At 39.2% G+C, this 26,229-nt stretch carries 21 protein-coding genes and 2 pseudogenes; 20 read left to right on the top strand and 3 right to left on the bottom strand.

Going from position 1 to position 26,229, the window contains the following annotated elements:
* Positions 1 to 39: 39 nt before the first annotated feature.
* The 5 genes from IPL24_11430 (at position 40) to IPL24_11410 (ending at position 6,263) form a co-directional block, all read left to right on the top strand.
* Positions 40 to 588 carry a sigma-70 family RNA polymerase sigma factor gene (locus IPL24_11430; protein MBK8364256.1) on the top strand — a complete coding sequence of 183 codons (549 nt, stop codon included), beginning with the start codon at positions 40 to 42 and terminating at the stop codon, positions 586 to 588.
* Positions 588 to 1,385, top strand: coding sequence for an anti-sigma factor (locus IPL24_11425; protein ID MBK8364255.1), 798 nt, complete (start codon positions 588 to 590; stop codon positions 1,383 to 1,385). The genes IPL24_11430 and IPL24_11425 overlap by 1 nt, the downstream gene beginning before the upstream one ends.
* A 554-nt stretch (positions 1,386 to 1,939) precedes the next feature.
* A complete protein-coding gene (locus IPL24_11420) occupies positions 1,940 to 4,018 on the top strand; it encodes a DUF4331 family protein (protein MBK8364254.1) in 2,079 nt (692 codons plus the stop codon).
* 141 nt (positions 4,019 to 4,159) lie between these two features.
* A complete protein-coding gene (locus tag IPL24_11415) occupies positions 4,160 to 5,488 on the top strand; it encodes a tetratricopeptide repeat protein (GenBank protein ID MBK8364253.1) in 1,329 nt (442 codons plus the stop codon).
* A 121-nt stretch (positions 5,489 to 5,609) separates the two neighbouring features.
* The gene (locus IPL24_11410) at positions 5,610 to 6,263 is read left to right on the top strand and encodes a HupE/UreJ family protein (protein MBK8364252.1); all 654 of its coding nucleotides are present in this window, start codon (positions 5,610 to 5,612) and stop codon (positions 6,261 to 6,263) included.
* 55 nt (positions 6,264 to 6,318) lie between these two features.
* On the opposite strand, the gene IPL24_11405 is transcribed toward IPL24_11410, so the two are convergent.
* Entirely contained in the window at positions 6,319 to 7,299 is a 981-nt protein-coding gene (locus tag IPL24_11405) for an alpha/beta hydrolase (protein MBK8364251.1), read from the bottom strand.
* 235 nt (positions 7,300 to 7,534) lie between these two features.
* On the opposite strand from IPL24_11405, the gene IPL24_11400 reads away from it, so the two are divergent.
* The 15 genes from IPL24_11400 (at position 7,535) to IPL24_11330 (ending at position 22,834) form a co-directional block, all read left to right on the top strand.
* Complete coding sequence (locus IPL24_11400) at positions 7,535 to 7,837, top strand: hypothetical protein (GenBank protein ID MBK8364250.1); 303 nt, start codon at positions 7,535 to 7,537, stop codon at positions 7,835 to 7,837.
* Positions 7,837 to 8,403, top strand: coding sequence for a YceI family protein (locus IPL24_11395; GenBank protein ID MBK8364249.1), 567 nt, complete (start codon positions 7,837 to 7,839; stop codon positions 8,401 to 8,403). The genes IPL24_11400 and IPL24_11395 overlap by 1 nt, the downstream gene beginning before the upstream one ends.
* Positions 8,400 to 9,299, top strand: coding sequence for a hypothetical protein (locus IPL24_11390; protein MBK8364248.1), 900 nt, complete (start codon positions 8,400 to 8,402; stop codon positions 9,297 to 9,299). The genes IPL24_11395 and IPL24_11390 overlap by 4 nt, the downstream gene beginning before the upstream one ends.
* A gap of 586 nt (positions 9,300 to 9,885) precedes the next feature.
* Positions 9,886 to 10,518 (top strand): DUF4271 domain-containing protein, encoded by a 633-nt coding sequence (locus IPL24_11385; GenBank protein MBK8364247.1) that lies wholly within the window; start codon positions 9,886 to 9,888, stop codon positions 10,516 to 10,518.
* 46 nt (positions 10,519 to 10,564) lie between these two features.
* The gene (locus IPL24_11380; protein ID MBK8364246.1) at positions 10,565 to 11,317 is read left to right on the top strand and encodes a uroporphyrinogen-III synthase; all 753 of its coding nucleotides are present in this window, start codon (positions 10,565 to 10,567) and stop codon (positions 11,315 to 11,317) included.
* Positions 11,318 to 11,324: 7 nt separating this feature from the next.
* Complete coding sequence (locus IPL24_11375; protein ID MBK8364245.1) at positions 11,325 to 11,732, top strand: ribonuclease P protein component; 408 nt, start codon at positions 11,325 to 11,327, stop codon at positions 11,730 to 11,732.
* Entirely contained in the window at positions 11,713 to 11,937 is a 225-nt protein-coding gene (yidD, locus tag IPL24_11370) for a membrane protein insertion efficiency factor YidD (protein MBK8364244.1), read from the top strand. Before IPL24_11375 ends, yidD begins: the two co-directional genes overlap by 20 nt.
* Before the next feature lie 272 nt (positions 11,938 to 12,209).
* Positions 12,210 to 13,904 (top strand): S41 family peptidase, encoded by a 1,695-nt coding sequence (locus IPL24_11365; GenBank protein ID MBK8364243.1) that lies wholly within the window; start codon positions 12,210 to 12,212, stop codon positions 13,902 to 13,904.
* 432 nt (positions 13,905 to 14,336) lie between these two features.
* Positions 14,337 to 15,395, top strand: a complete 1,059-nt coding sequence (locus IPL24_11360; protein ID MBK8364242.1) for a hypothetical protein — start codon at positions 14,337 to 14,339, stop codon at positions 15,393 to 15,395.
* Between the two features lie 32 nt (positions 15,396 to 15,427).
* A complete protein-coding gene (locus IPL24_11355; protein ID MBK8364241.1) occupies positions 15,428 to 15,919 on the top strand; it encodes an O-antigen ligase family protein in 492 nt (163 codons plus the stop codon).
* An 8-nt stretch (positions 15,920 to 15,927) separates the two neighbouring features.
* Entirely contained in the window at positions 15,928 to 16,680 is a 753-nt protein-coding gene (locus IPL24_11350) for a glycosyltransferase family 2 protein (GenBank protein MBK8364240.1), read from the top strand.
* Between the two features lie 752 nt (positions 16,681 to 17,432).
* A complete protein-coding gene (locus IPL24_11345; protein MBK8364239.1) occupies positions 17,433 to 18,164 on the top strand; it encodes a DUF481 domain-containing protein in 732 nt (243 codons plus the stop codon).
* A gap of 576 nt (positions 18,165 to 18,740) precedes the next feature.
* On the top strand, positions 18,741 to 19,655 hold the full coding sequence (meaB, locus tag IPL24_11340; GenBank protein ID MBK8364238.1) for a methylmalonyl Co-A mutase-associated GTPase MeaB: 915 nt from the start codon (positions 18,741 to 18,743) through the stop codon (positions 19,653 to 19,655).
* Between the two features lie 55 nt (positions 19,656 to 19,710).
* On the top strand, positions 19,711 to 21,750 hold the full coding sequence (locus IPL24_11335) for a PKD domain-containing protein (protein ID MBK8364237.1): 2,040 nt from the start codon (positions 19,711 to 19,713) through the stop codon (positions 21,748 to 21,750).
* Between the two features lie 19 nt (positions 21,751 to 21,769).
* Positions 21,770 to 22,834, top strand: coding sequence for a PorP/SprF family type IX secretion system membrane protein (locus IPL24_11330; GenBank protein ID MBK8364236.1), 1,065 nt, complete (start codon positions 21,770 to 21,772; stop codon positions 22,832 to 22,834).
* 193 nt (positions 22,835 to 23,027) lie between these two features.
* Here the strand turns inward: IPL24_11330 and IPL24_11325 are convergent.
* Positions 23,028 to 25,511: pseudogene (locus IPL24_11325) on the bottom strand (bifunctional UDP-N-acetylmuramoyl-tripeptide:D-alanyl-D-alanine ligase/alanine racemase).
* Positions 25,511 to 26,093, bottom strand: a pseudogene (locus tag IPL24_11320) (thymidine kinase). The pseudogenes IPL24_11325 and IPL24_11320 overlap by 1 nt, the downstream one beginning before the upstream one ends.
* Positions 26,094 to 26,229 lie beyond the last annotated feature (136 nt).

Genomic DNA, 26,229 nt, shown 5'->3' with positions numbered 1-26,229 from the left:
TTTTTGTTTCTTTGTATCGCCTAAACCAAAATACTATTTGTGGGGAGAAAAACCAAAATAGAAGAAGATCAATTAATACAGCTACTTGTCAACAGGGATAAACGCGGCATTGAAATTCTGTATGATAATTATTCTTCTGCTTTATATGGTGTAATTCACAGAATAGTCCAGAACGATGAAATTGCCGAAGACGTTTTACAGGAAACCTTTCTTAAGATCTGGAATAACTTCACACAATACGATTCTGCAAAAGGTCGTTTATTTACCTGGATGGTCAACGTTTGCCGGAATCTTTCCATCGACAAAGTACGTTCAAAAGAATTCGTAAATCAAAACAAAAACCAATCTATTGATAATGCCGTATCTATTTCAGATCACAAACCCTCGTTTGATCCTGATCTGATAGGTGTTCGCGATATTGTTAAGAAATTGGAACCTGAATATAAACAGATCATCGATTTACTCTTCTTCGAAGGGTATTCACAGTCAGAAGCTGCGGAAAAATTAAATATACCGCTCGGAACGGTCAAGACCCGGTCTCGGGCTGCCATACAACGGTTAAGAAATTATTTTGATTCAAGTAAGTAATGGATATTAAAGAATACATAAACTCAGGAGTAGTTGAGATGTACGCAATGCATGCCCTTAGTCCGCAGGAAAAAACGGAATTCGAGCAGAAGTTGCTATTGTATCCGGAACTGAAAAAAGAATTGCAAAAAGTTCAGGAGTCACTTGACGATTACGCAGAATCGCATGCAGTCAATCCTCGTCCTGAACTTCGGGCTAAGATTCTTGAATCGATAGAAACAACAAGTTCGAAGAAACCAAAAGCGAAAGTTGTTCCGATAAGGGAAAATAATTCTCTTACTTACAAATACATGATAGCCGCTTGTCTGGCTGCACTTGTTGTCAGCACTTTCGCTTCATGGTTCTTTTATTCACGATGGAATGAAGCAGAAGACAGATATTCATCTTTGCTGAACGATAAAAATCAGTTAGCGCAAAATTATAATCTCGTTAAAAATGAGTACGACAGAAATGTCAACGACCTTATCGTAATGCGTGATCAGCAGGCAAGAGTAATTCAGCTTTTTTCTACTGACACAGCAAAAAATTATGAAGCCCGTATTTACTGGAATAAAAATACGCAACAAGCTTATATCGATATCCTTGATCTGCCGGTTCCTGATGAAGGCAAGCAATACCAACTTTGGGCACTCGTCGGAGGCAAGCCTGTTGATGCGGGAGTTTTTGAATTAGTTTCCGGTATTCAAAAAGTAAAAGACATTCCCGAAGCCGACGCCTGGGCCGTTACTCTTGAACCCAAAGGTGGAAGTGTGAGTCCTACTTTGGAAAAGATGTATTTGCTGGGGAAGAATAGTTGATATTTTTTGCATTTATAATTTCATAACTCCACTCTTAATAGTCGTATTATTTTCTGCGTTAAATCTGCGGGATCTGCGAGATCTGCGGGAAAAAATTTCTGTGTGTTTTTTCTCCCACAGATTTAGCGAGGAGATCTTCTGCGCTAAATCTGCGAGTTCCGCGAGATCTGCGGGAAAAAATTTCTGTGTGTTTTTTCTCCCGCACGATCGGAAAATTTCTGTGTGTTTTTTCTCCCGCAGATCCCGCAGATCCCGCAGATTTAGCGCAGAGAACTACTAATAAAATTATTTATATAGATTAAATTTTTTTTGATGGAAATGTTTTTCGCTCTACAAAAAACCTTGCCATAGCATTCTATGCTACTTTACTTTCCCAAATAATCGTTTTTTCACTTGTGCTAAGTAATTTTTTCTGAACAAGGCCTTCGTATCACGAATCTCGAATTACGAATTTCGAAAAAGATAAATCCACATCAATATTTCCTCCGTAGGTTCTAAAAAAGGTAATGGCCATTACTTAAAATTTATCCAACTATCCAAAATTCTATTTTAAAATGACAAAGACTACAAAGACCAAATTCTCCTTAGCGGGAATTGCTCTGCTCCTCGTGGGTGGTGCATTATTCCTGGCTAATCAGCCCGCATCGGAGCTGACAGCGTCGAGCCACAGAGAAGCTCCGCTAATTAGTAACGACCCTGTTGCTGATAATACCGATCTGTATGCATTCAGAGATCCGGAGGATTCCAACAAAGTAACGCTGATCGCTGCTTATGTTCCGGCTGAATTACCGCAAGGTGGACCAAACTATTTCTCCTTCGGAGAAAATGTCCGCTATGAAATCCACGTAAAGAATGATGCATCAACTTCGGGAGATGATATCACTTATCGTTTTACGTTCTCTAAAGTGAATGAAGATCCTACAACATTCTTCAATATCCGTTTAGGACAACAAAATCTGAAGACATCTTATATTGCTGAAAAGAGTATCAATGGCGGAGCTTTCACTACTATCATTAATAATGGTGTAGTTCCACCAAATAATATCGGACCACGTTCGATCTCTTCTGCAGTGGGATTAAATGCTCCGGATTATGAGACATTGTTTGAGGATGCTATCAACACAGCTTCTACGGGTGAAAAAATTTATTGCGGACCGGCTGATGATCCTTTCTTTGTGGATCTTGGTGGTATTTTTGACCTTGGACAAACACGTAATGGTGGTACAGGAGTTGACGCACCTAAAGATGGTTTGAAATGTAAAAACGTTCACGTCATTGCAATCAAAGTTGATATTGAAGATCTTCAGAAAGATGGTAAAGATGTTTCTCAGGCAACAACTATCCTTGATTCTGATTTCGTGATCGGAGTCTGGGCGTCTGCAAGTCGTCCTGCTTTGCGTACTCTTAACGGTGATGGTACAGAAACGCACACCGGTGCCTGGGTACAGGTTTCACGTTTAGGTATGCCATTGACAAATGAAGCAGTGATTCCAATTGGAATGAAAGATTACTGGAATTCATTAACACCATATCAGGATTCAACTTACTTCGATGAATATTTTACAAATCCTGAATTAGGATTGTATATGGATGATAGTTTATTTGGTGGCGCCGTACCTGCACTTTCATCACTACGAATTCAACGTGCTTCACCAACAATTTTAGGAAATGTTGATTTTGGAAATACGAAAGATGGTCTGTATGTATTGTATGGTAATCCGGCAACAAACGGAACTGCACTTGATACAGCGATCTTCGGAAAATATTTGCTTCGTCAGGGACAACCTCGTTCTGTGGATTTACTTCCAATATTCTATACCGGAGTTCCTAACCTTGCACCTTATCAACTGGCAACAGGAAAAACACCTGGTAACCCGCTTTCTGCAGGTAAACCTTTTATCAATAACTTCCTTCCAACATTCGGCGACATGCTTCGTCTGAATATGGCAGTTCCCGTTACTGCAAGAAATTCTCCTGACTTCTCTTCACTTGGAATTATTCAGGCTGCTGTTCTTGGTTTAACGGATACACGTTTCAATCAGAATACAAATATTGAAGTAATACCAAATATGGATGGCTTCCCGAATGGTCGTCGTTTAGAAGATGATGTTACTCGTATTGAACTTCAGGCAGTATCCGGTGCAGCACTTGCAGCAATTGGTCTATGGTATGATGATTATACAATTGGTGGAAATCCTTTAACTCCGGATCTTCTGGGAGTATTAGGATATTCAACAGGTATTGAAACCAACGATACAACATTCCGCACGACTTTCCCATTCGTTCAACTTCCATGGAGTGGTTACGGATTGTGTACAGGTGGTTATGTTGTTACTTCAATCAACCCAAATCCGGGAGTAAATGTTGGAGCTCCGCAATTGTTGATGGAAGCATATCCTAATCCTACATCTGATGTAGTAAATATCCGCTACCGTGTTACAGCAAAAACTAAAGTGACTATCAAGATCTACGATACAAACGGAAAGATCGTCGCTATTCCTGTAAATAACGAATCGCGTGATGCCGATACTTATGAATTGAAATGGTCATCATTGTCTGCAGGTGTATATTATGCCGTATTGCAAAACAATGGTTCAACTGTTCAATCATTAAAAGTGACTATTGCAAAATAGTGGTTGTTTTTAGCAAATAAGAGGGGATGGTTTTGTTTCCCATTACCTCTCCTCTTTTTATTTACTTCCTTACACTTACACTTACACTAAAATATTACTTCACTAATAGTCCCTGCCTTCTTTCACATCAAATTACAACCCATGAAAAAAAACATCACTTACATAATCCTCTTTTCACTGTTTGCATTTTTTACATTCGCAATCATTAAATTCAGAAAAGAAGATTCTCTTGAGTTGGGATTAAAACTTCGTCAAGGTGAATCAGCTTCTTCGGCTGAGTGGTTGAATAGTAAAAATGCTATTGAGTCTTTGATAGAAGTAGTACGTAAAAATCCTGGTAACAACGAAGCAAAGGTTAAACTTGCTTTTGCATACATTCAGGAATCACGTGCTTCAGGAAATCATGCATACTATGATGCAAAAGCAGCAGACCTTTTGAATAGTGTTCTGAAAAATGATACTGCAAACTATGAAGCCTTAATCGGTAAAGCAACTGTTTTATTATCGCAACATCATTTTGATGAAGCAATACCTGTTGCTCTGTCTGCCCAGAAAGTAAATCCTTACAGCGCTGCCGTATATGGAATTCTTACCGATGCTTTTGTTGAAAATGGCGACTATGAAAAAGCTATTACAATGGCTGATAAGATGGCATCACTTCGTCCGGATATACGGTCATACTCCCGCATATCTTATCTGAGAGAAATTCATGGCGACTATCCCGGAGCGATTGAAGCAATGGAATTAGCTGTCAGCGCGGGTTATCCCGGAATGGAGCAAACTGAATGGTGCAGGATGCAGCTTGGACATATTTACGAGCAAACAGGAAATCTCAAAATGGCAGAGGAACTCTATAGTGAAGCAATTTATTTTCGTCCGGCTTTTGCTCAGGCTTACGCTGCATTAGCAAGGATTGATAAGACAAAGAAAAATTATCCTGAAGCAATTTCCAATATCAGCAAAGCTCTTTCTATGAATGAAGATTTTGCTTTTCAGCAGGAATTAACAGAAGTATATCGAATCAGTAATCAGCCGGACTTAGCTGCTGCATCAGCGCAAAAAGTAATTGTTCTCCTTGCGGGAATGGAAGGCGATGAAAGCGAAGAAGCACACGGTCATTATGCAGATAAAGAACTTGCAATAGCTTATCTTGATGCTTACGATTATAACAGTGCCCTGAAACATGCATTAATAGAATATAACCGCAGACCCGATAATATCGATGTTGAACAAACGCTTGCGTGGGTCTACTACAAATTGGGTAATTACAATAAAGCCAATGAATATATTTCTCAGGCAATGCGAACCAAATCCAAAAATCCGGTACTCTTATTTCAAGCCGGTCTTATAAAAAAGAAAGCCGGTCATTCTTCAACCGGAAAACAGTTGATAGAACAAGCTATGCAGATAAATCCAAATATTTCACAGTTGTTGCAATGGGAAATGAAGCCAATGCTTGCTACTAAGTAATTGTATGAAAGATAAAGCTGCGAAGGTTAAAGTTGCGAAGGATACAGCTGCGAAGGATACAGCTGCGAAGGATTTATAATCCTTCGCTTAAGAGCTGTGGATTTTTAATCCACATAATGATATGAAAAAACCACTACTGTTTTCTCTGATTTTCCTCCTCACCTCTCAGCTTGCTGAAGCGCATTCAATGGCATATGATTTTTCGTCTATGTCAAAAGGTGATTTGTTCTGGGAGTATCTGAAACTTGGATTTCAACATATACTTCCACTTGGATTGGATCACATATTATTTGTTCTTGGAATATTTTTATTTAAACCTAAGATTAAAATAGTATTACTACAGGTTACCTGTTTTACTGTCGCGCACAGCATTACGCTTGCAATGGCCATGAATGGATTCATTGCACCTCCTTCAAACATTATTGAACCACTGATTGCTTTGTCAATTGTATTCATCGGAATTGAAAATGTTTTGTTTAAGGAATTTAAATGGTGGCGCCTGATTATTGTTTTCTTATTCGGATTGATTCACGGCTGCGGATTTGCAGGAGTGCTTTCAGAAATCGGCTTGCCTGAAAAGGATTTTATTTCAGCTCTTGTGTCGTTTAACATTGGCGTTGAAGCCGGGCAGACTGCTGTCATCCTCCTTGCTGTAATGATTTTTCAGACACGTTTTGCAGATCGTCCTTGGTATCGAAACCGTGTTACTATTCCGGTTTCACTTTGTATTTCACTGATAGCAGTTTATTGGACTGTTGAAAGAGTTTTTAGTTGAAAAATCTTACTGAAAGCCAGTAGACTATACAATTATGAGCTGCAACATTTACTGTTTAATTTAAAAGAAAATCCAATAGTGCTTTACTGAATTTATCAAATGACTCTATGTGCGGCAAATGTCCTGCACCTTCGATAATTTCAAGTTCGCAATCAGGGATGATGCGCTGAGTTTTTTCTGCCAGTTCGGTGTAATTTCCCATTGTTTTTTGTACTTCCTGTGAAACCTGATCTTTACCTAATGCTGTCTTGTCAAGACTTCCCACGATCAGTAATGTGGAGGCTTTTATATTTTGTAATTCATAGACTACAGGTTGAATCATGATCATATCTGTTGTGAGTGCATTGTTTTTTGCAATAACCGGATAATCATTTTGCATTGTCTGTTCAACCATAAAATTTAACCATTGATCATATTCAGGTTTCCATTCACCGTGATAATAATTTTCCTGCTGATACTTTTTAAGCGACTCAAAATTTTGTTTTATTTCTTTTTTATATAATTCGTCAATCGATTGATAGGGTACTTTTAATTTGTAATCTTCAAGTCCGATTGGATCAACCAGAATCAGTTGACTTACAAATTCAGGATACATTAATGTAAACCTTGTCGCAAGCATTCCACCCATAGAATGCCCTAGAACAATTGCTGACTGAATCTTTAAGCTATCAAGCAAAATTTTCGTGTTCAATGACAATTGCTGAAAGGAATATTGAAAATTTTCCGGCTTTGAGGATTTTCCAAAACCGATCTGGTCAGGAATCACTACGGTGAAACCATTCTCTGAGAGTAGTTCAGCTGTTGTTTTCCAATATGCACCATTGAAATTTTTTCCATGAAGAAGTACAACCGTTTTGCCATTTGGTTTTGTTGGTTTAACTAACATATACGCCATCCTATATGTATTCTGCTGCGCTTTTAGTGCCAGGTAATTTACAGGAAATGGATAATCAGATTTTATTTGAGCATTAACCTTTATAGTTGTCAGGAGAAAAGCAAGAATCAGTAAGCCACGAATATATTTGCCGGATATCATAAAGAGAGTTTTAAGTTCGGATGTAAATATTATGCCATTTACTTCTCTGCGGTTTTTCTGCGTATTCTGCGCAGCTCTGCGGGAGAAAAATCTGGTTGAATATTTCCCGCAGAGTTGCGCAGAATACGCAGAAAAACCGCAGAGTATCTGAAGAATTGTTATATTTGAATTTCATATGAAAAGGTTTCTAGCCCTGTTTTTCGTTTGCGCTTTAATCTCCTGTTCAAAAGACAAGTTGGTCAATAGCATTGTTCGACCGGCGAACTGCGACAGCCTTCGCTTCACTTTTAATGAGCATATCAAACCAATTCTGAATGCAAATTGCAATTTCACAGAATGTCATGCACCGGGAGGAAGAGGAGCATATGATTATTCTCAATATGCAACTGTTGTAAGCAGGGTACGAACAGGAACTATAGAATACAGAATTGAATTACCACTTTCTGATCCGCAACATATGCCCGAGAAATTTTATCTCAGTGCGTGCGATTATTTTCAAATAAAAACATGGATTCAACAAGGGTATCCCGAAAAATGATGATAAAAAATCTACTGTTTTCCTTACTTGCTATCTGCCTATCTTTTTCTGTAAATGCGCAGGATATGTTTACTGTCAGCAAAGGTGAAGTAACATTTTTTTCTGATGCTCCGATAGAAGATATCACTGCTGAAAATAAGCAGCCGGGAAGCATGATCAATTTGCTTACCCGTGAGATCGCCGTAATTATTCCTGTCCGCAATTTTATTTTTGAAAAAGAATTGATGAAGGAACATTTCAATGAAAAATATTTGGAATCGGATAAGTTTCCTATGGCTTCATTCAAAGGAATAATCAATGAAGAAGTTGATCTTACAAAGGATGGCGAATTTCCGGCTACAGCTAAAGGGAAACTTACTATTCACGGAGTAGAGCAGGAGCTAACTCTTGTCGGAAGAATAAAACGAAGCGGAACTTCTATCACAATAATTTCCGATTTTAAAGTTGCATTGAAAGATCATAAGATCACTGTCCCGAAATTATTATTCGAAAACATCGCTGAAATTATTGAAGTTCATGTTTCACTTGAATATAAACCATATCAGAAAACAAGTACAGGTAAATGAAAAAAATAATTGCATTTATATTGATTGTCCTTTTTCCTTCTGCATTTCTCTTTGCCCAGGATGATCTGCTCAAAATGTTACAGGATGAATCAAAACCAAAGCGCGAACCTGTACTCGCAATGTTCAAGACAAATAAGCTCATCAATATTCACACAAATGAAACTGTGCGCAAAAGAAATCTTGATGTTCGGATAAGTCATTTGTTCGGAAACATGGGAAAGGAAAGTGGAGGGGGAGTTCATAACCTGTACGGTATTGATCAGTCTGCTGATATCCGTATCGGATTTCATTATGGGATCACAGATCATCTGATGGTAGGAGTAGCACGTGCAAAAAGAAACGAAGATCTTGAGGGTTTAGTGAAGTATAGAATTCTTGATCAGACAACAGACAATGCAATTCCGGTTTCTGTTTCAGCTTTTGCAAACATAGCTTACTCTGTAAAAGAGTCTGCAGATTTCAAAAATGATAATTACAGATTTGTTTATTGCTCACAGTTAATTCTTGCCAGAAAGTTTTCATCACGGCTTTCTGTTGTTGTCATTCCAACATTCACACACAGAAACTTTGTCGGTGCCGATGATGATAACAATACCTTGAGTCTTTCCGGTGGTTTCCGTTTTAAATTCACTCCAAGCGCATCTATCATATTTGATTATTCAAAAACTCTCGGAAGAGATAATCTTGTCATCCCTCGTTTCGATGTTATCGGTGCCGGAGTAGAAATTGAAACAGGCGGACACGTTTTTACATTAATGTTCAGCAACGCATCCGGAATTCTGGAAAACGATTATCTGGTGAACACTTTCGATTCATGGGGTAAAGGCGGATACAAACTGAGTTTTAACATTTCTCGGATGTTTAAACTTGGGAAGGATACGGAAGCAGTCAAGTAAATTCTATCTGCGCTAAAGCTGCGACTTCTGTGCAGCTCTTCAAGGAGCAAATCATTAAAAATTTCCCGCAGAGTTGCGCAGAATACGCAGAAAAACCGCAGAAATTCCTACGGAATTAATTGAAAATATTATTAGACTTTAATGAAGTTAGATTTTAAATCTTAAAAAATCATACAACATTTAATCTCGAAGAGATCTCTGCGGATTTTCTGCGTATTCTGCGCAACTCTGCGGGAAATAATCATTTATAAATTTCCTGCAGATTTTCATAAAAAACCGTAAAGTAGCAACATTTCCCACCCCAATCCGTTACACCTTGTCGCATGTCTGTCGATTCGCTCAATTCAATTTCCAATACTTTAAGTGATACTGTCACGGTTCAGGCTTCGCGTGTATTGCTGACAGATACTTCCGGAATAGCATCAGTCAATGTTGACAGTGCCCTGCACACTTACTGGAAAACAGATTCAGTAATTTATTTCAATGATACGTTACCGGTAGCAAGCAAATACACTGATATATACAAAGGACATTTGCTTCACCCCACAGGTGCAGAACCCATTGCCCGGTCTCACGTTTCTCCTATATGGTTTTTCCTATCATATTGGTTGTACTTGCAGTTTTCGCAGCACTTAGAATTTTTTACAATAAATATTTCTCGCAAATGCTGGTTGCATTCGTTAATAATAATCTTACCAATCAGATTGTACGCGACGAAAACATACTTGTTCAAAGAGCATCTGTCTATCTGAGTATTGTTTTTAATCTGATTGCTGCACTTTTTCTTTATCTCATCAGTGTTTATTACGGCTGGGAAATCGGGGGAATCGGAATTGGCTTCAGCAGGTTCTTATTTTTTGCAGTTATCGTTTCTGCAGCATACACCCTGAAATTCCTGATACTTAAAATTAGTGGCTGGCTCTTTAACCTTGACCGGGAAATGGCCACCTATATCTTCAATACATTTCTGATAAACAACATCTTAGGTATTGCTCTACTGCCATTTGTCTGCCTGATCGCCTATAATCAAATGATTTCAGCCTCCTGGCTCATCCTTATTGCAGTGATTCTGGCCGGGACAGCCTTTGCCTATAGGATGTTTCGCGGTGTGTTGGTTGGACTGAGTATGCCTTCTTTCTCTCTGCTCTATTTATTTTTATATCTTTGCACCCTTGAAATCGCGCCCTTGTTGATTTTGATCCGGATCATCGTTTCATAATCAACTGTGCACCCCGATATCTTATAACGAAACGGAAATCCCATTTATGAGTAGTTTGAAAGTTAAAAGTATCCTGGTTACACAGCCAAAGCCTGAAACAGATAAGTCGCCCTATTTTGATTTATCAAAGAAATTTAGCGTAAAAATCGACTTTCGACCGTTCATTCATGTTGAACCGATCCCTGCTGCTAATTTCAGAAAAGATAAGGTTGCTATCCCTGAGCATTCTGCTGTAATTCTGACCAGTCGTAATGCAGCTGATAATTTTTTCCGGATCTGTAATGAAATGCGAATCGTTGTTCCTGAAACAATGAAGTATTTCTGCATCTCAGAATCTACTGCCTATTACTTGCAGAAATTTGTTGTCTATAGAAAAAGAAAAATTTTCTTTGGAAAACAAACGATCAACGACTTAATGGATCTCATTAAAAAGCATAAGAAAGAAAAATTCTTAGTGCCCTGTACTGATATTCACAAGCAAGAGATTTTCGAAACTCTCGACTCGCATTCTATCGATTATACTAAAGCTGTCATCTATAAAACAGTAGCAAGCGATCTTTCCGATCTTGCAGAAGTAAATTACGATGTTCTGGTTTTCTTCAGTCCATCCGGAATAACTTCCCTTTTCAAAAATTTCCCTAAATTCAAACAGAATAACACGCGTATTGCTGCTTTTGGCCCAACTACTGCACAAGCAGTAACTGACGCCGGATTGCGACTTGATATTCAGGCGCCTGTTCCCGCTGCTCCATCTATGACGATGGCTTTGGAACAATACATCAAGAAAAATAACAAGTAATTTCCTCATGAACGCCGCTTTGCCCCGCCGTCATACTTTCAGGAAAGCGGAGCGGCTCAACGGTCGCAAAGCTATAGAGGAACTTGTGGCTTCAGGTAAAAATATTGTCATTGCTCCTTTCAGATTAATGTGGTTGCCAATTGTTTTACCGACAGACTTTCCCGCACAGATTGCTTTCAGTGTCCCTAAAAGAAATTTTAAAAAAGCTGTTGATAGAAACCGCATGAAAAGACTCATGCGCGAATCATATCGTAAAAATAAATCAGATATTTATACGTTGTTAGCTGAACGGAATTTGCAATGTGCTTTACTCCTTAATTACTCCGGTAAAACGCAGATCAGTTTCTTTGAGGCCGACATCAAAATAAAACAAATATTACAACGCTTTGCTAAAGATCTTCAATCGCATTCTTAGTAAATTGTTTCTCGGTCTCATCCGCTTTTACCAGCTGGCGCTTTCGCCATTGCTTCGTCCAAGCTGTCGATTCGAACCTTCCTGTTCTGTCTATGGTACTCAGGCAATAAAAAAATACGGTCCTTGGAAAGGTGGATATCTGGCGATCAAAAGAATTCTAAGGTGCCATCCGTGGGGCGGACATGGATATGATCCGTTGCCATAGGTAATGCAAGGTAGAGACTAGTGATAATGAGGGTCAAAGGTCAGAGGTCAAAGGTCACACTGGTTGGATAGGTAGCGAGAATCTGCGCCTTATCCGCGAATTTATCCGCGGAATCTGCGGGAAATTTTACTTCTGAGTAAGTAATACTTTTGATTGGAAATTAAATTAAAAAAATCTGCGGCAAATCTGCGAGTTCTGCGAGATCTGCGGGAAATAAAAAATCTGCAGCTATTTGTCGCTTCAGCGAGATCTGCAGGAAAGAAAAACGTTAAATGAAAAAATTCCTCAAAACCCAAAAGCTGAAAATAGTAATTGTCCTTACTGCTATCGCTTCCATAACTTCATATTCCTTCGTCGATAATTATTTTGAGGTTTCGAAAAACCTCGACATATTTTCTTCACTCTATCGTGAAGTAAATATGTACTACGTCGATTCGGTTGATCCGGGAAAAATAATGAAGAAAGGAATCGATGAAATGCTTTCAAGCCTTGATCCTTATACCAACTACATTCCGGAATCAAACATTGAAGACTATCGCTTCATGACGACCGGACAGTATGGTGGAATTGGTGCTGTAATACGACCGAAAGGTGATTATGTAATTGTAAGTGATCCGTATGAAGGTTTTCCTGCCGACAAAGCCGGACTTCGTGCCGGAGATGTCATTCTTGAAATTGATGGGAAGACAACAAAAAATAAAAAAACAGATGAGATCAGTCGTGCATTAAAAGGCTCACCAAAGACTGAAGTGAAATTACTAATTAAACGCGAAGGTGAAGAGAAGCCTTTCGAAAAAATTCTCATGCGTGAAGAGATCAAAGTTAAACCGGTTCCGTATTATGGAATGCTTGATAATAAGATCGGATATATTAAACTGAACAGCTTCACAGAAAATTGCGCTAAAGATGTTGCCGAAGCATTGAAAGAATTGAAATTGAAAAATAATTTGTCAGGTTTGGTTTTAGATCTGCGTGGAAATCCCGGCGGACTATTACACGAAGCTGTGAACACTTCAAATATTTTCATTCCCCGCGGACAGGAAATTGTAAGTACAAAAGGCAGATACAAAGATGCTGATCGCCCTTACAAAGCCGTCAATGAAGCAATCGATACTGAATTACCTTTAGCTGTTCTTGTAAATAGTGGTTCTGCATCTGCATCTGAAATCGTTTCCGGTTCACTTCAGGATCTTGACAGAGCAGTTGTGATCGGTCAGCGTACTTTTGGAAAAGGTCTCGTTCAGACCACTCGTCCGCTTTCATATAATTCGCAATTGAAAATTACAACTTCGAAGTATTATATTCCGAGTGGACGATGTATTCAGGCCCTTGATTATACTCACAGAAACGAAGATGGCAGTGTAGGAAAAATTCCTGATTCACTGGTAAGTGAATTTAAAACTAAAGCAGGCAGAAAAGTTTATGACGGCGGAGGAATAAAACCTGATTATACTACGACGTTGAAAAAAATGAACCCTATCTGCAATAGTCTCGTAAGCAAAAGTATCATCTTCGATTATGCATCACGTTACAGAACATTGCATGCCACTATTCCTGCAGGCGATTTCGTTTTGTCTAATGCAGACTGGACGGATTTCCTGAGCTATATTTCTGACAAAGAATATGACTACATCACAAAAAGTGAAAAATCACTTGAAGATTTCAAAAAGAATGCGGAGGATGAATTATATTTATCTACTCTGAAAACAGATATTGAAACTCTTCAGTCCAAACTGAAACACAACAAACAGGAAGACATCGAAAAAAATAAAACAGATATCGTTTCATTGCTCGAAGATGAGATCGCTTCACGCTATGGTTATCAGCAAGGACGCATCAAAGAATCTCTGACTCACGATATGGAAGTGAAAAAAGCCATCGAAGTACTGAACGATAAAATCACCTACACAGGAATTTTGTCCGGAGCGATCAATGCGAATGCGGGCGAGAAGGATGACAGTAAGTAGTCTGTTGAAAAGGTCAAAGGTCAGAGGTCAGAGGTCACACTTGCACGATTATCCGGCAAAAATCTGCTCCTTTTCTGCGGGAAATAAAAACAAAACACAAGTACACAAGAAGACCATGGAATTATAACTCAAAATACTCTGCGCTAAATCTGCGAGATCCGCGAGATCTGCGGGAGAAAAATTTAAACATCAAAACAAAATTCTGCGGAAATTCTGCGCAACTCTGCGGGAAATAAAAAACAAGAACAAAATGGGTCTAGCTATTTGGACAGAAGAAGACCAAAGAATTCATAACTCAAAAAAAATCTGCGCTAAATCTGCGAGCTCCGCGAGATCTGCGGGAGAAAATTTTAACCATTAAAACAAAATCTTACGGAAATTCTGCGCAACTCCGCGCAAATCTGCGGGAAATAAATAAGCATTATTCAGCATTTGACCCCACTTCTAAAATACAAAACTAATTACCTCTACCTAACCGGTCTCACCCTCCTGGTCACCGGATTACCCGTTTCATTATTTCTCACAAGCCTTTCTCAATTCTTTTTAGTCGGTTCGTTTTTTTTAGAAGGCAATATCAAAGAACGCTGGAAGCGTTTCACTTCAAATAAAGTCGCAGTAGTTTTTGTCGGCATCTGGCTCTTGCATCTGGTTGGAATCCTATGGACAACTGATCTTGCAGCCGGAATGAAAGACCTCCGCATCAAATTGCCTTTATTACTTCTTCCCATAATAATTTCCGGAACTGAAAAACTTACCGAAAAACAATTCCGCTATATCATGGGCGCATTTGTTTTTGCTGTCTTCGCAGGAACGATTTCTGCCATTGCTGTATTGACCGGAATAATTCACAGAGACATCTACGACATCAGGGATATTTTTATTTACAAAATTTCGCATATCCGGTTTGCATTGTTCACTTGTGTTGCAATCTGCACACTTGTGTTTTATATTGGTTACAGAAAAGAACTGACACCGGTTGCAAAATTTATTGCCTTGTTACTTGCCATCTGGTTCGCTGCTTTTTTAGTAATTGTTGAATCTCTGACGGGATTGATCGTGCTGGTTATTCTAACGGTTAGTGTACTTATTTATCATCTGCTTATCTCGGGTAATAAGGTTAAAAAAGTACTTTCATTTGTGTTGATCGTTGCTATTCCATTAACAATTACAGTTTATGTAACAGGACTGATCCATGATTTTTATAATAAGAAACAAGAAGTAATCAACGTCAACGATAAAACAGCGCAAGGAAATCCATACGACTTTTATCTCGATGACAATAATTTTGAGAATGGCTATCAGGTAAATATTTATCTCTGTATACCTGAATTAAAAAAAGCATGGAATGAAAGAAGTAAGATCCATTTAGATTCACTTGACCATAAAAAGCAACCCATCAAGGCAACTCTTGTGCGCTTTTTAACAAGTAAAGGAATGCGGAAGGATTCTGCAGCTGTTTATTCTCTGACAAAAATGAAATCCAATCGATAGAAGCCGGAGTACCGAATGTCAATTTTCAGAAAATGTCGGATCTGCGTTCAAGAGTAAATCAGGTGATCTGGGAGATTGATAATTTGCTGAAAGGCGGTGATCCGAGTGGACATTCAGTCGCTCAACGACTTGAATTCTGGCGTGCTGCTGTCGGTGTAATTAAAACATCGCCGTTGTTTGGTGTAGGAACCGGTGATCTGAAACCGGAGTTTGAAAATCAGTATGAACGAATGAATACACGGTTGGATGAAGCACACAGATTGAATTCACATAATCAGTATTTGTCAATTGCTGCAGCATTTGGTATTCCCGGACTGCTGTATTTTTTGTTTGCACTTTTATATCCATTAAGAAGAGCCCGGCAGTTGCCTGCAATTTTTATTTTGTTTCTGATCATCTGTCTGGTTTCTATGCTGACAGAAGATACGTTAGAGACTCAACCGGGAGCAACATTTGTCGGTTTATTTTTTATTCTCTTTTACAATCAACGCCGCGAAGGAGACACTGAAAAATCGCTACATTAGCCGCAGATATGACTCCTGTTTCTGTAGTGATCATTACTTTCAATGAAGAGCACAATATTGCACGTTGTCTGGATTCCGTAAAAGGAATTGCAGATGAAATTGTAATTGTAGATTCCTTCAGCAAAGACAAAACAAAAGAGATCTGTCTGAGTTACGGCGCAAAATTCATCGAAAATAAATTCGAAGGACATATTCAGCAGAAAAATTTTGCCATTACACAAGCGAAGTATCCACACATTCTTTCACTCGATGCCGATGAAGCCCTCGATGAAAAACTCCGCAATTCAATTTCAGAAGTGAAAAAGAATTTTGTTCACGATGGATATTATATGAATCGTCTCACCAACTACTGCGGCAAATGGGTTCATCACAGTGGCTGGTATCCCGATACCAAATTACGTTTGTGGGACAGCAGAAAAGGGCAGTGGGCCGGAGTCAATCCGCACGGCAAATACGAACTGACAACCGGAGATTCCAACACAGGAAAACTTCAAGGCGATATTTTACATTACAGTTACTACACAGTAGAAGAGCACTACAAACAAGCCGAATACTTCGCTGATATAGCAGCGAAATCTTTTTTCAAGATGGGAAAGAAAGCCTCCTTCTTCAAACTTCTCATCAATCCCATTGCAAAATTTCTCCATCACTACATCGTCCACTTCGGATTTTTAGATGGTCGTGCCGGATTTACGATTGCAAAAATTTCTGCATGGTCGACTTATCTGAAGTACAGGAAATTGAGGGAGCTTTCGCGGTAGGTTTTTAAACACAAGAACACAAGTGTACAAGAGCAAAAGGAGCAATCGGTAATTGGCAAGAAGTTAAGCTGCAATACTTCATGACTTTCTTCTACACAAACATTTGCGTGATTCTGCCAGGAAAACTGTTGAGCCATTGCCTGTGAACAAATTACTTTCGTGTTTTCCCGGACGAAGTCTGTGTAGGAAGTTTTGAAACAACAATTTTTAATTTCAAGACTTCGTCCTGCCACTTTTATATTTGGATAAATGATTTGAAAAGTGTGAGGTTGCTACTGAACTAACATTTTATGTAGTCGCCAGTCAGTTCGCTATTGTTGGGGTGTAGTTTGCAGACTACACCCCAACAATAGCGAACGTACAATACACTTCGTGATAATTTTAAAAACCTAAACTGTCAGAAACTCCCCAGACTGCCGACCCTGAAAGGGTCGCACATTTGTAGAAAGCACAAAGCCCCGACGAACCCGACCTCGGAGAGGTCGCATATTTGTAGAAAGCACAAAGCCCCGACGAACCCGACCTCGAAGAGGTCGCATATTTGTAGAAAGTACAAAGCCCCGACGAACCCGACCTCGGAGAGGTCGCATATTTGTAGAAAGCACAAAGCCCTGACCGACCCGACCTCGGAGAGGTCGCACATGATAACGTAATATTTTTCATCAGAGAAGAAAAAATTGTAGCACAATTTCAAAATACATTTGCTCAAAGTTTTTTATTTATTTTTATTGCCTAAATCAATTTCTGCCTCCATGTTCCGGATATTCCTGCTTATTATATTTGTTTTAAATTCTGAATTTTCATCCGGTCAGTTTAATGATTCAATTCACAATGTCCTGAACGTAGCTGCAACAGGCAATATTAATACAACAAACGACGGAACCAACTATCTGTTCAATCATGGAATAAAATATGGACTTCGCAGAAGTGATATTTCTCTGAACTCTAACAGCTCCTGGATATATGGCGAAAGTCAGTCGAAGAAAATTAATAATGATTATTCAAGTTCGTTGGATTTTAATCTGTACAAGACTTTCAAGCATTTTTTTTACTGGGGACTGGCAAACTATATTAAAAGCTATTCACTGGCTATTAATGATCAGGAACAAGGTGGTTTTGGAATTGCTTATAATATTTTCGACAAAGAAAGCTTCAGGATCAATATCAGCACCGGTGTCATCTATGAACACAGCAATATAATTCCAAGTGAAGGTCTGAAAGAAGAATATGAAACTTTCCGAAGTTCTTCACGTCTTCATATCCGGTGGAAATACAAAAATTTACTCACTGTCAATGGCATGGGTTTCTATCAACCGTCATTAAATTATGGCAATGATTATATAATAAAAAATACACTCAATCTTTCTTGTAAACTTTTCAGGTCTCTTAACTTTTCTACAGATTTCAACTACAATTTAATAAGCCGGACAAAGCGTGAAACTTTATTGCTTACCTACGGATTGAACATTGAAAAATATTTTTGAAATCTTTTTTTAAGTAGACAGGTTATGAGTTGCCGGAAATCTTCCAAACTCCCGACCTCGGAGAGGTCGCATATTTACAGAAAGCACAAAGCCCCGACGGACCCGACCTCAGAGAGGTCACATATTTGTACAAAGCACAAAGCCCCGATGGACCCGACCTCGAAGAGGTCGCATATTTGTAAAAGGCACAAAGCCCCGATAGACCCGACCTCAGAGAGGTCGCATATTTGCAGAAAGCACAAAGCCCCGACGGACCCGACCTCAGAGAGGTCGCATATTTGTACAAAGCACAAAGCCCCGACCGACCCGACCCCCGAGGAATGACCCGACCTCGGAGAGGTCGCACATGAGAATGTAATATTTTTCTCAAAGATACCGCAAAGGGTATAAAAACAAGGAAAGAATTAAAAAGAGATTTTTTTTGATTTGAAAAGAAAATATATCGACATTAAATTTTTCCAAGATCAATTCCAATTATAAATATATACAGTACTCTCCCTGTTAAAAAATTCCCCCACAACTTCTCCCCAAAACCCATAAACATCCCAATCATTCTCCTTTCTTTGCCAAACGAAAATGACTCAGGAACAATCCGCATTCATCCAACTACTAAAATCCGGCGATCGTAAAGCGATTGCCCGGGCAATTACTGTGGTGGAGAATGAACTTCCTGGATGGGAAACTATTCTTCAAGGATTATCACCTGCAAAAATTCCTGTTGTTGGAATTACCGGTCCGCCGGGTGCGGGGAAAAGTACACTCATCAATTCTTTGTTGCGTGAGTTGACGCAGATGGGAAAAAACGTTGCCATTGTTGCTGTCGATCCGACTTCGCCATTCAACTATGGATCATTGTTAGGAGATCGTTTGCGGATGGCGGAACATTTCAACAACAACAACGTATTCATTCGCTCATTGGCTACACGAGGTTCGCTCGGTGGTTTGTCTGAAAAGATAATTGAAATAACAGATGTACTGCGCTCTTCAAATTTCGATATGGTCATCGTCGAAACAGTTGGCGTCGGACAATCGGAAGTGGAGATCGCAGGACTGGCTGATACAACTGTCGTTGTCGTTGTGCCGGAATCGGGCGATGAAGTACAAGGACTGAAATCCGGCATAATGGAGATCGCCGATATCTTTGTTGTCAATAAAGCCGACCGTCAAGGTGCCGATACTTTAGTTAATAGTCTGAAGCAACTCATGCATCATTCTATGACGGAAGGTTGGACCATTCCCGTTCTGAAAACAATTGCTTCGCAATCCGATGGTGTTCACGAACTCATCGAACAGATTGAAAAGCATTTTAAATCAGAAGGTTACAATGAAAAAAAGATCTTTCTCCTAACAGAAAAGGTCATGCATCTGATCAGGAGAAACCGAATGAAAGATGTTAACAAAGAACAAATCAAAGAACAAATAACTAAAGCAGCCCAAAAAACTGATTTTAACCTGTATTTGTTTACTAATCAATTAATGCAGAACCACTAAAGAGATGCTGTTGGATTTCCAAAATAATTGTAAATTGACTCGCTTTTTAAACCGTATGGATTTCCAATTACTCTCCGGTAAAATCTACCGACTCCTACTTATTACGCTGATTTCATTGATTTCATCAGTGAACTCTCATGCGCAGGTTCCCGTGTTCTTTGAAGATTTCGGTACGAATTCGACCGGTGTCTGCGATGCAGGTAGTATTGCAAGTTCTTATGGTACTTGGACGATTACTGATATTGGAATCCAAGGAAATTTTGCAAATCAATGGTATGTAAGTTCTACAGAGCCAGGTAGACCGATTGGATCTTGTAATCGTGTTGGCTGCATGTCTTCTCCTTCTGAAACAAACCGAACATTACATATTGGAAATGCTGCAGGTTCTGAACTATCAAATCAAGCTCCGGTAAATTGTCCTCTTGGTGATTGTGGTGCAATTTATGATCCAGGCGGAGTTGATTCAACTGAATCAACTAGAAGAAGAGTTGAATCTCCCGTTATTAATTGTACAGGCGCTGCAGACCTTTATGTTTCTTTCAGCTACATACTTGATAATCTTATAGCAGCATCTGCAACTCTACAATATAATAGTGGTTCAGGATGGGTTCCAATTGGTACAGGAATTCCTCCAAGTTCTGTTTGCAATAGTGATTCGTTAACATGGGGAGTTTATACAGTTGCTCTACCTCCTTCAGCAGCAAATAATCCAACAGTTCAAATCGGATTTGAATGGTCGAATGATGGTTATGGTGTTGGAGAAGCACTTTATTCTATAGCTATTGATAGCATTGCTGTTTATAGCGCTACACAATTGATTGCAGATTTTACTGCATCTGATACAGTTGTGTGTGCAGGTGACACTGTAAATTTTTATGCTGACACAACTACTATAGCTGCTTCTTATAGCTGGACTTTCTTAGGCGGAACTCCCGGAGCTTCTTCGTTACAAAATCCTACAAACATTGTTTTTGCTAATCCAGGAACTTATTCTGTAATATTAGTAGTTAGTGGACCTTCAGGTGCAGATACTATGACGAAGGCTAATTACATTCTTGTAAATGCTTGTACTCCCCCAAATCCGGATTTCGTTGCAAGCGATTCATTGATCTGCGAAAGAGAATGTATCACATTCACTGACCTTTCTACAGGTGGCGCAACAACATGGGCGTGGTCATTCCCCGGCGGAGTGCCTGCAACAAGTACATTGCCTAATCCAAGTGTATGTTATAGTGCACCTGGCTCGTATGATGTAACACTTACCGCAGGTAATCAATACGGAACGGCATCGTTCACCAAGACCGCATATATAAGAGCAGACACGTGCCCGCTTCCCGAAGCTGATTTCATCGCTCCGGTACAAATGGCTTGTTCAAATACACCATTCTCTTTCCAGGGACAAATAATAGCCGGCGGTCCTTTCACTTCATGGTCATGGTCGTTCCCGGGTGCTGTACCTGATACTTCTTCACTGCAAAATCCTTCGGGCATATTATATCTTGCCGATGGATTATATGATGTTCAATTGATCGTCACGAATCAATACGGATCTGATACAATCATAAAATATTCTTTCATAAGAATTGAAAGTGTTCCAACTGCATTCGTAGGACCTGATACTGCTATGTATTGGGGAAGTTCATACCAGCTGAATGCCGGCGGTGGTGTTTCGTATTCATGGTCACCTGCACTCGGATTAGACAGCGCAACTTCACCAAATCCTATTGCCTCTCCTCTTGAAACTACCGTTTACGTAGTTACAATTTCTGATGGCTTCGGATGCTTTACAACCCGTCAGGTTGTAGTCACAATATTGCATAATAACGATTTCTTTGTCCCTACTGCATTCTCGCCTAACGGTGATGGCCGTAATGATTATCTTTTCCTTCGCGGAAATAATCTTTATGGTATCCGCTTTACGATCTATGACAGATGGGGTGAAAAAGTATTTGAAACAACTAATCAATCTGTTGGTTGGGATGGTACTTATAAAGGCAAAGATCTTAATCCGGGCGTCTTTACATATGTATTCACTATCAACTTCGATGATGAATCCTCAGTTAGTAAGACGGGAAGTGTAACTTTAATTCGATAAGCAAGTAATAAATTTTTCAATGCGAAAAATTTTACCAATTAAGAAAATAACTCTTGTGCTGATTGCTTTTGCAATGCAGGTTGCAACTACTTTGCATGCACAGGATGTCCATTTCTCTCAGTTTTATAATGCTCCTTTAGTTGTTAATCCTGCCCTCACTGGTGTGTTCGACGGGAAATTCAGACTTAGCAATATTTACAGAAGTCAATGGTCAGGTCTGGGAAATGGTTATAAGACCATCCATGTTTCTGCTGATGCACCAATTGGAAAAGGTACGCTGGGAAGTAATTTCTTTGGTATTGGTTTATTGGTAAATCAGGATAAAGCCGGTGAAGCAGGATATCAATCAACTTTGTTCCAGGGTTCATTGTCTTATACTCAGGGTTTAACTGATCAAGGTGATCAGTTTTTCACGATCGGCTTTCAAACCGGACTCAATCAGCAGTCACTCGATCTTACTAAAGCTACATGGGATGAACAATGGAATGGTGATAGCTATGATCCACTCACATTAACAGGAGAAAGCATTCAGCTGCAAACATTCTCATATCTCGATTTCAACGCCGGTGTGAACTATTACTATGTTCCTGATGGTTCGAATTTCTTCAACATCGGTGCTTCAATGGCACATATCGGTAGTCCGAATGTGAGTTTCTTTTTAAAGCAAGATGCTCCTCTCAATAGAAAGATAACTATTCATTCAAGTGGCGAGATCAGTCTCGATAAAGAACAATACATGTGGATCTTGCCAAAAGCAATCTTCATGTCTCAGGGTCCTCAAAAAGAATTAATGTTCGGTGGTTTGTTCAAGAATAAAATTCAATTCAAATCACGCTATACAAATTATCAGAAAGAAGCCTATTTCTATCTCGGCGGATTCTATCGTTGGAATGATGCAGTGAATGTGGTTGCCCGCTTCGAATACAATTCCGTCGGACTAGGCTTGAGTTATGATTCTAATGTTTCTTCACTTTCAAATTCTGCAGCTTCAACAAGCGCAATTGAAATCAACTTTACTTATGTTAGTCTGATCAAACTTGGTCAGCGTGCAAGGCATTATAATAGGATGCCGAAGTTCTTCTAGTATCAAAAAATTTTAACACTAAGATCACTAAGTTTTTAGCACTAAGAGCACAAGTTGAACTCTCTTCACTTGTGTTCTTAGTGCTAAAAACTTAGTGAACTTAGTGTTTTAAAAAATTACTTGTAACGGCTTTTCAATATAAAACCTTTTTGCAAGACCCCTAATTCCGCAATCCGCAATCCGCATTCCAAAACTATTCATGAAAATAAACCCTTTTCACCCTCTGCGAAACATTCACTAGTATCTCATACGGTATCGTTCCCGTAGCCTTTGCCATTTCAGTAACCGGATAATCAGTTCCAAATACAATCACTTCATCACCTTCTTTCGCAGGAATATCGGTTATATCAAGCATACACATATCCATACAAACATTTCCAACGATCGGTGCAAGTTTTCCATTCACCAACATTTTCCCGACACCATTACTTAAACGTCGATTGATCCCATCAGCATAACCAATTGCAACTGTTGCAATGATGGTATCGCGTTTTAATTTTCCTTTGCGCGAATAACCTATCGTTTCATTGGAAGCAACATTTTTTATCTGCGAAATAGTTGTCTTTAAAGTAGCCGCTTGCTCCAAATGATTTTGTTCATTCGGTGTAGCAGCAAATCCATACATGCCAATTCCTAATCGCACCATTTCAAACTGCGCTTCACTAAAGCGGAGGATACCCGATGAATTCAGAATATGCCGCATGATCGGATAATTAAAATTCTTCATAATGTCATCGCTCATCTTTTTAAAACGATCGACCTGAAGTTTTGTAAATCCATCGTGTTCGGCTTCATCACTACCAGCAAGATGACTGAAAATAGATTGAATGTGTAAATGCTTATTGTTATTCAGACGAACAACTAATTCGTTGATCTCTCTTTCTTCAAACCCTAACCGATGCATTCCTGTATCCAGTTTCAAATGAATCTTGAAAGGTTCGCCAACATGCTTCTTTAAAACTTCTGAAAGCTGATTGAGCTGACGGAAATTATAGATCTCCGGCTCAAGACGATATTTCATCATCATTTCAAAATTCATCACTTCAGGATTCATCACCATGATAGGAAGTGTGATCCCTGTTTTTCTCAGATCAACTCCTTCGTCTGAATAGGCTACAGCGAGATAATCAACATGATGGAATTGTAAAATATTCGCTACCTCAAAACTACCGCTGCCATACGATGTGGCTTTAACCATCGCCATGATCTTTGTCTGTGGCTTCAGCCTTGAACGATAATAATTCAAATTGTGAATGATAGAATTCAGATTGATCTCCAGAACAGTTTCATGCGCTTTTTGCTGAAGCACTTTTGAAATTTTTTCAAATCCGAAAAGTCGTGCGCCTTTCAATAAAATTGTTTCATCACGGAAATCGCCGGGACTGAAATCGCGGAGGAAATCGTCGGTCGAACGGAAAAACTTTTTCGCCATGGAAAATATTTTTCCTGACGCGAAATAGCCGGCCCAATGCCAATTAACGAATGAATTCCCTTTGCCTGTAATAAGTCGGCAACTTCTTTGTATAAATTCTCTTCATTCTTTCCGCTTTGTAAAATGTCGGATAGAATTAATGTTTTTGTATCGTGTTGCTTCTGCTGATTGAGAAAATCCAATGCAATCGTCAATGAACCAATGTCAGAGTTGTAGCTGTCATTGATCACAGAACAATTATTGATTCCTGTCTTCATTTCCAGACGCATTGCAACCGGACTCAGCATGTGCATGCGTTCCATGATCACTTCCTGATCAAATCCCATCACCAGCATTAACGACCAGCAATGAATTGCATTTTCTATTGATGCATCATCAGTAAACGGAATAGTAATATTGATGAATTCGTTTTTATAGACGGCCTGAATCTCAGTATCGTCATTACTTTTTGTTACACGACCAACTTGCAAGTCTGCGCGCGATTTCCTTGAACAGGTAAAAATCTGAATGTCTTTTTCTCTGAAAGGAAATGTTGCAATACTTTCATGAATGGTCGTATAATCTTTATTGTAGATCAGAGTTTTTACTCCGGAAAAAAGTTCCAGCTTCTCATGAACTTTTTCTGCTTCACTTTTGAAATTTTCATCGTGGGCAGAACCGATATTTGTAAAAATTCCAATCGTCGGATGAATGATCGCTTCCAGTTTTTTCATCTCACCGGGCATAGAAATTCCGGCTTCGAAAATTCCGAGCTGATGTTCTTCCTGCATTTCCCAGACTGATAGCGGTACTCCAATCTGTGAGTTATACGACTTTGGACTTCTGACAATATTCAGATCAGCACGAAGCAATTGAGTAAAGCCATTCTTTAACGATGGTCTTTCCATTACTTCCTGTGATGCCAATTACATTATATGAAAAATTCAGACGATGATGAGCAGTCAACTGCTGCATTGCTTTCAATGCTTCATCAACTACAACAAAATTTGCTTTCAGGTCTTTGAATTCGTCAGTGAATTCACTGACGATAAAATTGCGGACACCTTGATTGAAAAGATCGGCTATGAATTTATGTCCATCGTGTCGCTCACCTTTTATTGCAAAAAATAATGCACTCTCTGCAACAAGAACTCTGCGACTGTCGGTAAGTAGATTTCGGATTTCAGATTGCCCAGGACAGTTCAGGATCAACTGTCCGCCTGTAACCACTGCAATCTGATTGATGCTATAAGTGGTTTCGCTCATTAATGATTCTCTTTTCTTTCCTGATTAAAACAATGACGGCAAAGTGGTACATAACTTTCCTGCTCTCCTAATAATATTCTTGATTTTCCGGCAACAGTCCGATGCGAATAATTTGCCAGCTCTCCACACTTCATGCAGATAGCATGAACCTTCGTCACATACTCAGCAATAGAAAGCAGAGTAGGGATAGGGACCAAATGGCTTTCCAAGGAAATCCATATCAAGTCCGGCAATAATTACACGAATACCTCTGTTTGCTAAAACCTGACAAACACCCGGTAATTCTTCATCAAAAAACTGCGCCTCGTCGATGCCAATTACATCGACATCGTTGGCCAATAATAAGATCGCTGCTGAATCTACAGGTGTGGAGTGAATGGAATTTGAATCATGAGAAACGACATTTACTTCGTCGTACCGGGTATCAATTCTCGGTTTATAGATCTCCACCTTCTGTTTGGCAATTTTTGCACGTTTCAGCCGACGGATCAATTCCTCCGTTTTCCCCGAAAACATTGATCCACAAACCACTTCAATATGACCTTTTCGGACTTCACGGGCGTATAGGGATTCGAGGAACATACAAGGTTTTTAGGAGCCGTAAACGTACGAAATTAAGGTCAAAGGTCAAGGGTCAAAGGTCAATACTGCTCGTCTTTCATAAAGTGCTAATTTTAATTAAGTAATAATTTTTTTGTATAAATTAATTCAAACTTTG

It is taken from the genome of Bacteroidota bacterium (genome assembly GCA_016711505.1).
Lineage (GTDB): Bacteria > Bacteroidota > Bacteroidia > AKYH767-A > 2013-40CM-41-45 > JADKIH01.
The sequence above is the reverse complement of the archived record's forward strand: the minus strand, read 5'-3'. Positions and strand labels throughout refer to the sequence as shown.

Coding starts and splice junctions, on each gene's coding strand:
- IPL24_11410 (MBK8364252.1), top strand. CDS start 5,610: ATGAAAAAACCACTACTGTTTTCTCTGATTTTCCTCCTCACCTCTCAG.
- IPL24_11395 (MBK8364249.1), top strand. CDS start 7,837: ATGATAAAAAATCTACTGTTTTCCTTACTTGCTATCTGCCTATCTTTT.
- IPL24_11345 (MBK8364239.1), top strand. CDS start 17,433: ATGTTCCGGATATTCCTGCTTATTATATTTGTTTTAAATTCTGAATTT.
- IPL24_11365 (MBK8364243.1), top strand. CDS start 12,210: ATGAAAAAATTCCTCAAAACCCAAAAGCTGAAAATAGTAATTGTCCTT.
- meaB (MBK8364238.1), top strand. CDS start 18,741: ATGACTCAGGAACAATCCGCATTCATCCAACTACTAAAATCCGGCGAT.
- IPL24_11350 (MBK8364240.1), top strand. CDS start 15,928: ATGACTCCTGTTTCTGTAGTGATCATTACTTTCAATGAAGAGCACAAT.
- IPL24_11420 (MBK8364254.1), top strand. CDS start 1,940: ATGACAAAGACTACAAAGACCAAATTCTCCTTAGCGGGAATTGCTCTG.
- IPL24_11385 (MBK8364247.1), top strand. CDS start 9,886: ATGGTTTTTCCTATCATATTGGTTGTACTTGCAGTTTTCGCAGCACTT.
- IPL24_11355 (MBK8364241.1), top strand. CDS start 15,428: ATGTCGGATCTGCGTTCAAGAGTAAATCAGGTGATCTGGGAGATTGAT.
- IPL24_11390 (MBK8364248.1), top strand. CDS start 8,400: ATGAAAAAAATAATTGCATTTATATTGATTGTCCTTTTTCCTTCTGCA.
- IPL24_11425 (MBK8364255.1), top strand. CDS start 588: ATGGATATTAAAGAATACATAAACTCAGGAGTAGTTGAGATGTACGCA.
- IPL24_11335 (MBK8364237.1), top strand. CDS start 19,711: ATGGATTTCCAATTACTCTCCGGTAAAATCTACCGACTCCTACTTATT.
- IPL24_11380 (MBK8364246.1), top strand. CDS start 10,565: ATGAGTAGTTTGAAAGTTAAAAGTATCCTGGTTACACAGCCAAAGCCT.
- IPL24_11330 (MBK8364236.1), top strand. CDS start 21,770: ATGCGAAAAATTTTACCAATTAAGAAAATAACTCTTGTGCTGATTGCT.
- IPL24_11415 (MBK8364253.1), top strand. CDS start 4,160: ATGAAAAAAAACATCACTTACATAATCCTCTTTTCACTGTTTGCATTT.
- IPL24_11405 (MBK8364251.1), bottom strand. CDS start 7,299: ATGATATCCGGCAAATATATTCGTGGCTTACTGATTCTTGCTTTTCTC.
- IPL24_11375 (MBK8364245.1), top strand. CDS start 11,325: ATGAACGCCGCTTTGCCCCGCCGTCATACTTTCAGGAAAGCGGAGCGG.